This is a genomic window from Pseudofulvimonas gallinarii, from assembly GCF_004343305.1.
In the GTDB taxonomy this organism is placed as follows: Bacteria; Pseudomonadota; Gammaproteobacteria; order Xanthomonadales; family UBA2363; genus Pseudofulvimonas; species Pseudofulvimonas gallinarii.
The window spans coordinates 1-8,430 of the sequence record NZ_SMAF01000038.1 but is presented as its reverse complement, the minus strand read 5'-3'; the positions used below and the strand labels follow the sequence as shown (position 1 = coordinate 8,430).

Below are 8,430 nucleotides of genomic sequence, written 5' to 3'. Positions count from 1 at the left end.
AAGGCTGGAAAAGCGATTGATCGGCGGCTGATTGCCACGAAAACACCAGAACCGCAGAACTCGCGGGCTTCGTCTGACCGAATTTCAACAGGCTGTTATGGCAGTCCGAACCCGTAGCACTCCTCTGGGATCGGGAACCGCAGGTCTTCGCAGCCGCACTCGATGGCAGTGGGCAGCTTTGCGTGGCGATGCTCACGGAAGACCGCGTCCTGGTGTTCCGGCCGCAGCTGGATACCGCCCCAGTCATGACCTACCCGGACGTCGTGAGCATGGCGATCCTGCCGGGTGCCTCTCCTGGAGACAGCGCGGATCTGGTGCTGCACCACGCCCATGGAACGCTTGCGCGCTATGAAGGGCTTTTCGCAAGCCCATCGGTGTCGGTTTCCGGAGTGGATGCGGGAGGGCCCGTTGCCGCCTTCCGCCAGGCGCCATTCCAAACACCGCTCGTTGCCGTAAACACGCTGGGCCGGTTGTCCGTGCTGTCGTTTGACAGGCCCGAGCCACTGTTTTCGGCTCCAATGCCCGTGTGGGCGACGCGGTTGGCAGCCGAGGATATCGACGGCGACGGCCTGATCGAGCTGATCGCCTACGGGGGAATGCTGCAGATCTTCGAGGTGCCTGGGGAACTGCTTTTCGGCAACGGCTTCGATATCGCCGATCCCCGGTGACGGGCGGGCGTGCCGGGCGCGGGCCGGGGCCTTATAGTTGCCGCCCCGGCCCCGGAGCCCACCATGATCCTGATGATCGACAACTACGACAGCTTCACCTACAACCTGGTGCAGTACCTGGGTGAGCTGGGCGAGCAGGTGCACACGGTGCGCAACGATGCCATCGACGTCGACGGCATCCGCGCGCTGGCGCCGTCGCATATCGTCATTTCGCCGGGTCCGGCAACGCCTGACGAGGCCGGCATCTCGCTGTCGGTGATCCGCGAGCTGGGCGGTGAGTTCCCGATCCTCGGCGTCTGCCTGGGCCACCAGTCGATCGGCCAGGTGTTCGGCGGCAAGGTGGTACGTGCCAAAGCGATCATGCACGGCAAGACCTCGCCGGTGCGCCATACCGGCGTGGGCGTGTTCACCGGGCTGCCCGATCCTTTCGAGGCGACGCGCTATCACTCGCTCGTGGTCGAGCGTGACTCGCTGCCGGATTGCCTTGAGATCACGGCCTGGACCGAGACCGCCGACGGCGGCTTCGACGAGATCATGGGCCTGCGCCACCGCGAACTGCCGGTCGAAGGGGTGCAATTCCATCCCGAGTCGATCCTGACACAGTACGGCCACGACATGCTGCGCAACTTCCTCGACCAGCACCAGCGCACACCGCTGGCGGCCTGAGCTTCGCCCGTCACGGGCGGCACGTAGACGACACGGCGGGCACTGCTACACTGGCTGGCCCTCCGCGGCTCCAGCCGCCCCGTCCGAGGTGCGCCCACCGATGAAGCTTCGCCCGCAGGATGCTCTCCAACGCGTCATCGAGCATCGCGAGATCTTCCACGACGAAATGCTGGACCTGATGCGCGCGATCATGCGTGGCGAGGTCTCGCCGGCACTGACCGCAGCCATCCTGACCGGCCTGCGCGTGAAGAAGGAAACGATCGGCGAAATCGCCGCCGCCGCCACCGTCATGCGCGAATTCGCCGGCAAGGTGGAGCTGCCGGACCGCGCCAACCTGGTCGACATCGTCGGCACCGGTGGCGATGGCGCGCATACCTTCAACATCTCGACGGCGTCGATGTTCGTCGCCGCCGCCGCGGGCGCGAAGGTCGCCAAGCACGGCAATCGCAGCGTGTCCTCCAAGTCCGGCAGCGCCGACGTGCTGGAGGCGCTGGGCGCGCGCATCGAGCTGTCGCCGGAACAGGTCGCCCAGGTCGTCAGCCAGTGCGGCATCGGTTTCATGTTCGCGCCGATGCACCACGCGGCCATGAAGAACGTGGCACCGGTGCGCCGCGAGCTGGGCGTGCGCACCATCTTCAACATCCTCGGCCCGCTGACCAACCCGGCCGGGGCGCCGAACATCCTGATGGGCGTGTTCCATCCCGACCTGGTCGGCATCCAGGTCCGCGTCCTGCAACGACTGGGCGCGCAGCGCGCGATGGTGGTGTGGGGCAAGGACGGCATGGACGAGATTTCCATGGGCGCGGCGACGCTGGTCGGCGAACTGCGCGACGGCGAGGTCCACGAATATGAGATCCACCCGGAAGACTTCGGGCTGGCGATGGCTTCCAACCGTTCGCTGCGCGTCGGCAATGCCGAGGAATCCTGCATCATGCTGCGCGCCGCGCTGAACGACACGCCGGGCGTGGCGCGCGATATCGTCGCCCTCAATGCCGGGGCCGCGCTGTACGTCGCCGGACTGGCCGGCGACATCGCCGAAGGCCTGGCGAAGGCGCACCGGGCGATCGCCGATGGCAGCGCGCGGCAGCGGCTCGCCGACTTCGTCGATGCGACCCGGAGAACCGGTTGAGTCCGGCAGCAGGAGAAACATGACATGGACGCAGCTGCCTCCCACGGCTTCGCCAGCACACCCGAGCCGCCCTACTACGCGGTGATCTTCACCTCGCAGCACGGCGACAACCTCGACGGCTACGAATCGATGGCGCGACACATGGCCGAGCTTGCCTCGGTGCAGCCCGGCTTCCTCGGCATCGAGAGCGTGCGCGGCGCCGATGGCTTCGGCATCACCGTCTCGTACTGGAAGAGCAAGACGGCGGTGGTGGCGTGGAGACGCCACGCCGAACACAGCCTGGCGCAGGACCTAGGTCGCCGGCGCTGGTACCAGCACTACCAGGTTCGCGTGGCCAGGGTGGAACGCGATTACGCCGGGCCGCCGGCGATGCAGTCGAAGGGAACCTGATGAGCGATATCCTGCAACGCATCCTGGCGACCAAGCGCGACGAAGTCGCCGAACGGTCCGCCCGCCTGCCGCTGGTCGAGCTGCGCGCCCGTTGCGCCGACGCAGTGCCGACGCGGGGTTTCCTGCGCGCGCTGTCGGCACGGGCGGCCGACCGCCAGCCCGCCGTCATCGCCGAGATCAAGAAGGCCAGCCCCAGCCAGGGCGTCATCCGGCCGGATTTCGATCCGCCGGCGATCGCCCGCAGCTACGAGGCGGCGAGTGCGACCTGCCTGTCGGTGCTGACCGACGAACCGTATTTCCAGGGCGCCGACCTGTACCTGCAGCAGGCCCGCGAGGCGTGTGCACTGCCGATCCTGCGCAAGGATTTCGTCATCGACGCCTGGCAGGTGTACGAGGCGCGCGCGCTGGGCGCCGACTGCATCCTGCTGATCGCCGCCGCGCTGGACGACGGCCGCCTGCGCGAACTGCTGGCGCTGGCCGACTCGCTCGGCATGGACGCGCTGATCGAGGTGCACGACGAGGCGGAACTGGAGCGTGCGCTGGCGACCTCCGGCCCGCTGATCGGCATCAACAACCGCGACCTGCGCACCTTCTCGGTGTCCATCGACACGACCATGGGCCTGCGGGCGCTGGTGCCGGAAGGCCGCCTGCTGGTGACTGAATCGGGCATCCGCACGCGCGAAGACGTGGCGCGGCTGCGCGCCGCCGGCATCCACGCCTTCCTGGTCGGGGAAAGCTTCATGCGTGCGCCCGACCCGGGCGCGGAACTGTCGCAGCTGTTTTCCTGAGCCACTGCGGCCGCTTCGGGCCGCGGGGCCGTCACCCGGGCCGCCGACGGGCCGGCCCGGTGCGCCACGAGCCTCAGCGCTGGCGGTCCCCGGTGCCCGGACCGATGCGCTGCAGAAGCATCTTCGGGCCCTGCTGGGTGCCGTGGCCGAGGACGACGATGGTCTTGCCGCTGACCAGCAGCATGCCCTGCTCTTCCAGCTGCTTCAGCACGCGGCCGACCATTTCGCGCGAGCAGCCGACGATGCGGCTCATTTCCTGGCGCGAGATGCGGATCTGGCGACCCTGCGGGTGTGCGACCGCGTCCGGCTCATCGCAGAGGTCGATCAGTGTCTGCGCGACGCGGTTGGTCACGTCCATGTACGCCAGGCGGCTGACCTTGCGCGAGGTCGCCAGCAGGCGCTGCGAGATCTGCGAACCGATCTGGAACAGGATGCGCGGGCAGTCTTCCTTGAGCACGCCATCCAGCAACTGGAACAGGCGCTCGTAGCTGACCTCGGCCAGGTCGCAACTCGTGCGCGTGCGGATCATCACCGAACGCTGGGGCGTTTCCACGAACAGGCCCAGTTCACCGATGAAATCGCCCGGATTGACGTAGGCCAGGATGATCTCGCGGCCTTCCTCGTCCTCTGCGATGATGCTCAGTGAACCTTCGACCACGTAGAACAAGGTGTTCGCCGGATCGCCCGGCCGCATGATCACCGACTTGCTGGGATAGCGGCGGCGATGACACAGCGACAGGAAGCGCTCAGTCGAGACTCGGTCTGGTGCCAGTGATGCGGGCAATTGCATGGTCTATCCATCCCCCCGGATTCAGCCGCGACTATGATGCAAAGCACACTGTACGGCAACCGCCGACGCGGCCTGGTTTGCGCCGGGGGCTTGACGGGCAGATAATTCGCCGTCTGCGCGCCCGCGTCCGGGCCGTGCCCCAACCAATCGGTGATCCCCGACGTGGTCAAACCACTCCCGCGCCTGAAGCTGCAGGGCTTCAACAACCTTACCAAGGCCCTGTCGTTCAACATCTACGATGTCTGCTACGCCGTCAGCGACGAGCAGCGACAGCGCTACATCGAGTATATCGATGAAGCCTACAACGCCGACCGCCTGACGCAGATCCTGACGGACGTCGCCGAGATCATCGGCGCCAACATCCTGAACATCGCCCGCCAGGACTACGACCCCCAGGGTGCGTCGGTGACGATCCTGATTTCCGAGGAGCCCGTCGTCGACAAGAAGGCGGCCGGCCAGGTCGTGCCCGGTGCCGTGCGCGAGCATCCCGAAGAAGCCAGCGTGGTCGGCCATCTCGACAAGAGCCACATCACCGTCCACACCTATCCGGAAACGCACCCGCACGACGGCATCGCCACGTTCCGTGCCGACATCGACGTCGCCACCTGCGGCGTGATCTCGCCGCTGAAGGCGCTGAACTACCTGATCGAAAGCCTGGAGTCCGACATCGTCGTCATGGACTACCGGGTCCGCGGCTTCACGCGCGACGTGAAGGGCAAGAAGCATTTCATCGACCACAAGATCAACTCGATCCAGGATTACCTGTCGCGTTCGATCCGCAACCGCTACGAGATGTTCGACGTCAACGTCTACCAGGAGAACATCTTCCACACGAAGATGCATATCAAGGAGTTCGACCTCGACACCTACCTGTTCGAGTCGAAGGCGTCCGACCTGTCGTTCAAGGACCGCCTGCGCATCGAGCAGCGCGTGCGCGTGGAGATCGAGGAACTGTTCCACGGCCGCAACCTGCTGTAAGGGGTTGCCGAGGGGCGGTGCGCGGTAACGGTCGCCATTCCGGTTCCACGCCCCGCACTTGAACGCCGGCAGCGCCACTGCCGGCGTTTTCGTTTCCGCATGCGGCGGGCGTCGAGCCCGGCTGCGCTTGCCTGCGACGGCAGCGGCACAACGACGCCCGGCCGCCGACTGATTCCAGACCTGCCCCGGGCGCGTCGGTGGGAGGAAGCCGGACCCGGGCGCCCTCGAATTGCTATCTTTGCGCTATCGCGTCCGTTCGCGCCGATCCGGGGAGGACCGGTGGCCTGACCAGGGAAGGACCGTCCCAAGGAGCACGCCATGTTCGGCATCCGCTACGCCAAAGCCAGCCCCAGTACCTATCTGATCCAGTACCGCAACGGCCAGCCCGTGCGCGAAGGCGCCGGCCTGGCCTTCTTCTATTTCGCGCCCAGCGCTTCGCTGGTGTCGATCCCGATGGAAAGTGTCGATGCGCCTTTCATGTTCAGCGAGGTCAGCGCCGACTTCCAGCAGGTGACCGTGCAGGGACAGGTCACCTACCGGGTATCGGATCCGAAGCTGCTGGCGTCGCTGATGAACTTCACGCTGCAGCCGAACGGAACCGACTACGTGTCCGAGGATCCGGGCAAGCTGCCGCAGCGCGTGGTGAACGCGGTCCAGGTGCAGCTGCGCGCGGCCCTGCAGGGCCAGAAGCTGCAGGACCTGCTGCACGAATCCGAAGGCCTGGTGCAGGCGGTGCGTGAAGGCCTGCGCCGCCCTGATGGCCTGCCCAGCCTCGGCCTGGAACTGGTCAGCCTGGCGATCCTTGCGATCAGGCCGACGCCGGAAACGGCGCGCGCGCTGGAGGCGACCATCCGCGAGCAGATCCTAAAGGCCGCCGATGACGCCCTGTACCTGCGCCGCAATGCCGCCATCGAACAGGAGCGCGCGATCAAGGAAAACGAACTCAACACGGAGATCGCGGTCGAGACCAAGCAGCGGCAGATCCGCGAGACGCAGATGGATGCGGAACGCGCCGTGCTGGAAAAGCGCCTGCAGATCCAGGCGCAGGAAATCCAGGGCCGGATCGCCTACGAAAGGGAAAACGAGGCACTGACCGAACTGCGCGTCGCCAATGCGCGGCGCCAGGCGGACGCCCGCGCCTACGAGGTCGATGCGCTGGTCAAGACGGTCCGCGGCGTCGATCCGAAGGTACTGCAGGCACTGTCCCTGGGCAGCGCCGCGCCGGGCGCCGTCATTGCCGCCGCGTTCCAGGATCTGGCGCAGAACGCCAGCCGGATCGGCGAGCTGAACATCTCGCCCGACCTGCTGCAGGAACTGGTCCGGTCGCCCGCGTCACAGGACTGAGCCATGGACTCCCCGCAGCACCGGATCATCCTGGTGACGCGGCGCACGCGGCTCGAGGACCTGGTGGCGCGGCTCAACACCCTTGAACAGGCGCGGTTCTATGTCGAGCACATGGGCGCGGACTTTTCCGACTACGAGGCGGAACTGTCCACCTACCGCCGCGCCGTCGAATCCGCCGAGTCGCAGCTGCGGCGCTTCGGCCGCGTGCAGCGGCTGGAGCGCACGCTGGTGCCGAACTTCCTGTTCCCGCCGGACTGCCTGGTCGTCGTCGTCGGGCAGGATGGACTGGTCGCCAATACGCTGAAATACCTGCAGGGCCAGCCGGTCATCGGGGTGAATCCGGACCCGAAGCGCTGGGACGGGGTGCTGCTGCCGTTCGAGGCCAGGGATCTCGCCAAGGTGGTACCGGAGGCGCTGGCCGGTCGCCGCCCGTCGCGCGCCGTCACCATGGCGCGCGCCCGCCTCGGCGACGGACAGGAACTGCATGCGGTGAACGATCTATTCATCGGGCCACGCTCGCATGTGTCGGCGCGCTACACCATCCAGGTCGGCGAGCAGCGTGAGGTCCATTCGTCCAGCGGCATCATCGTCTCGACCGGGCTGGGTTCGACCGGATGGTTCCGCAGCCTGCTCACCGGCGCGATCGGCATGGCCGGCGCCGCGGGCGCCGACGAACTGCGGGCACTGCAGCTGTCCGGGTTTCCTTGGGAATCGCGGCACCTGTACTTCACGGTGCGGGAGCCTTTCCCGAGCCGGGCGACGCAGACGGCGCTGGTGTTCGGACGCATCGACGACGACGATCCCCTGCGCCTGACCTCGCTGATGCCCGACTACGGCGTGATCTTCAGCGATGGCGTCGAGCAGGATTTCATCGAGTTCAATTCCGGCATGGCCGCGGAGATCGGGATTGCCGAGCGACACGGCACGCTGGTGCAGTAGCGCGGCCGGTAGGTCACGGCTTTGCCGGCACCGCTTTACTCTGCCCTCCCTGGGCACCCGCAGCACCGCTGCCGTCAAGGAGGCACGCGGACGCATGCGCGAGCGCGGCTTCGTCATGATGTGGCGCAATGCCACCCGGGCGACGGAATACCTGCACATGCCGCCGAACCGTGTCGTCGAGCTCGGCGCACAGTTCGAGATCTGATCGCTTGACCGGCGGCGGTCGATCGGCAAGAGGATGTGCCGTGCCGCCATGGAACATTGCTTCTGACTCGACACCCACGTCGCACCGGCGGCGGTGCAGGACGGACGGCGCGCGTCGTCGTCGCGGCACATGCGGTCCGGGAGGCTGCCGATGCATCCCGTGGAACCCTGCCGGCACCGCTTGCCGGCACTGGTTGCCGGCATCGCTGGCTGGCCCTCCTGCAGGAGCTACCGCTACAACCCAAGGCGACAGTGAGTGGCATGGTCCATGTCGGCGGCCGAAGCGACGCACCGCGGTGGGACCGGGGCGCCCGGCTGGAGCCACCCAGGCATGTCGAAGCATTACTGATCAGTCAGAAATATAGGCGACACTTGGATGCCCGAAGAACGAGCGCACCAGGTCGGGCCGGAGCTTGATGCCGGACAGTTGCGCATGGACCCGATCGGCCAGCTTCTCGCCACTACGCAGCGGGCTTCGCGCGACCCCGGTTCGCTTGGTGTAGCTCCAGACAAGCTCGTCCGGATTCAAGTCCG

10 protein-coding genes and 1 pseudogene are annotated in these 8,430 nt (G+C 66.8%); 9 read left to right on the top strand and 2 right to left on the bottom strand.

What is annotated here, in order from left to right; all coding sequences use genetic code 11:
- Window positions 1-182: 182 nt before the first annotated feature.
- The 5 genes from EDC25_RS14210 to trpC all read left to right on the top strand — a co-directional run bounded on the left by EDC25_RS14210 (window position 183) and on the right by trpC (window position 3,641).
- Complete coding sequence (locus EDC25_RS14210) at window positions 183-668, top strand: hypothetical protein (protein WP_132577749.1); 486 nt, start codon at window positions 183-185, stop codon at window positions 666-668.
- A gap of 63 nt (window positions 669-731) precedes the next feature.
- Complete coding sequence (locus EDC25_RS14205; protein ID WP_132577747.1) at window positions 732-1,334, top strand: anthranilate synthase component II; 603 nt, start codon at window positions 732-734, stop codon at window positions 1,332-1,334.
- Window positions 1,335-1,434: 100 nt separating this feature from the next.
- Window positions 1,435-2,463 carry an anthranilate phosphoribosyltransferase gene (gene trpD / locus EDC25_RS14200; RefSeq protein WP_132577745.1) on the top strand — a complete coding sequence of 343 codons (1,029 nt, stop codon included), beginning with the start codon at window positions 1,435-1,437 and terminating at the stop codon, window positions 2,461-2,463.
- Between the two features lie 24 nt (window positions 2,464-2,487).
- Entirely contained in the window at window positions 2,488-2,853 is a 366-nt protein-coding gene (locus tag EDC25_RS14195) for an antibiotic biosynthesis monooxygenase family protein (RefSeq protein ID WP_132577743.1), read from the top strand.
- Window positions 2,853-3,641 carry an indole-3-glycerol phosphate synthase TrpC gene (trpC, locus tag EDC25_RS14190; protein ID WP_132577741.1) on the top strand — a complete coding sequence of 263 codons (789 nt, stop codon included), beginning with the start codon at window positions 2,853-2,855 and terminating at the stop codon, window positions 3,639-3,641. The genes EDC25_RS14195 and trpC overlap by 1 nt, the downstream gene beginning before the upstream one ends.
- A 73-nt stretch (window positions 3,642-3,714) precedes the next feature.
- Here the strand turns inward: trpC and crp are convergent, their stop codons facing one another.
- Window positions 3,715-4,431 carry a cAMP-activated global transcriptional regulator CRP gene (gene crp / locus EDC25_RS14185; protein WP_132577739.1) on the bottom strand — a complete coding sequence of 239 codons (717 nt, stop codon included), beginning with the start codon at window positions 4,429-4,431 and terminating at the stop codon, window positions 3,715-3,717.
- A 162-nt stretch (window positions 4,432-4,593) separates the two neighbouring features.
- On the opposite strand from crp, the gene speD reads away from it, so the two are divergent.
- The 4 genes from speD (at window position 4,594) to EDC25_RS15195 (ending at window position 7,897) form a co-directional block, all read left to right on the top strand.
- Window positions 4,594-5,409 carry an adenosylmethionine decarboxylase gene (speD, locus tag EDC25_RS14180; RefSeq protein WP_132577737.1) on the top strand — a complete coding sequence of 272 codons (816 nt, stop codon included), beginning with the start codon at window positions 4,594-4,596 and terminating at the stop codon, window positions 5,407-5,409.
- A gap of 318 nt (window positions 5,410-5,727) precedes the next feature.
- Window positions 5,728-6,753, top strand: a complete 1,026-nt coding sequence (locus tag EDC25_RS14175) for an SPFH domain-containing protein (RefSeq protein WP_132577735.1) — start codon at window positions 5,728-5,730, stop codon at window positions 6,751-6,753.
- 3 nt (window positions 6,754-6,756) lie between these two features.
- Window positions 6,757-7,692, top strand: a complete 936-nt coding sequence (locus EDC25_RS14170; protein ID WP_132577733.1) for a diacylglycerol kinase catalytic domain-containing protein — start codon at window positions 6,757-6,759, stop codon at window positions 7,690-7,692.
- Between the two features lie 94 nt (window positions 7,693-7,786).
- The gene (locus EDC25_RS15195; protein ID WP_377600700.1) at window positions 7,787-7,897 is read left to right on the top strand and encodes a KUP/HAK/KT family potassium transporter; all 111 of its coding nucleotides are present in this window, start codon (window positions 7,787-7,789) and stop codon (window positions 7,895-7,897) included.
- Window positions 7,898-8,245: 348 nt separating this feature from the next.
- Here the strand turns inward: EDC25_RS15195 and EDC25_RS14165 are convergent.
- Window positions 8,246-8,430 (bottom strand): annotated as a pseudogene (locus EDC25_RS14165) (IS630 family transposase); the annotation flags it as partial.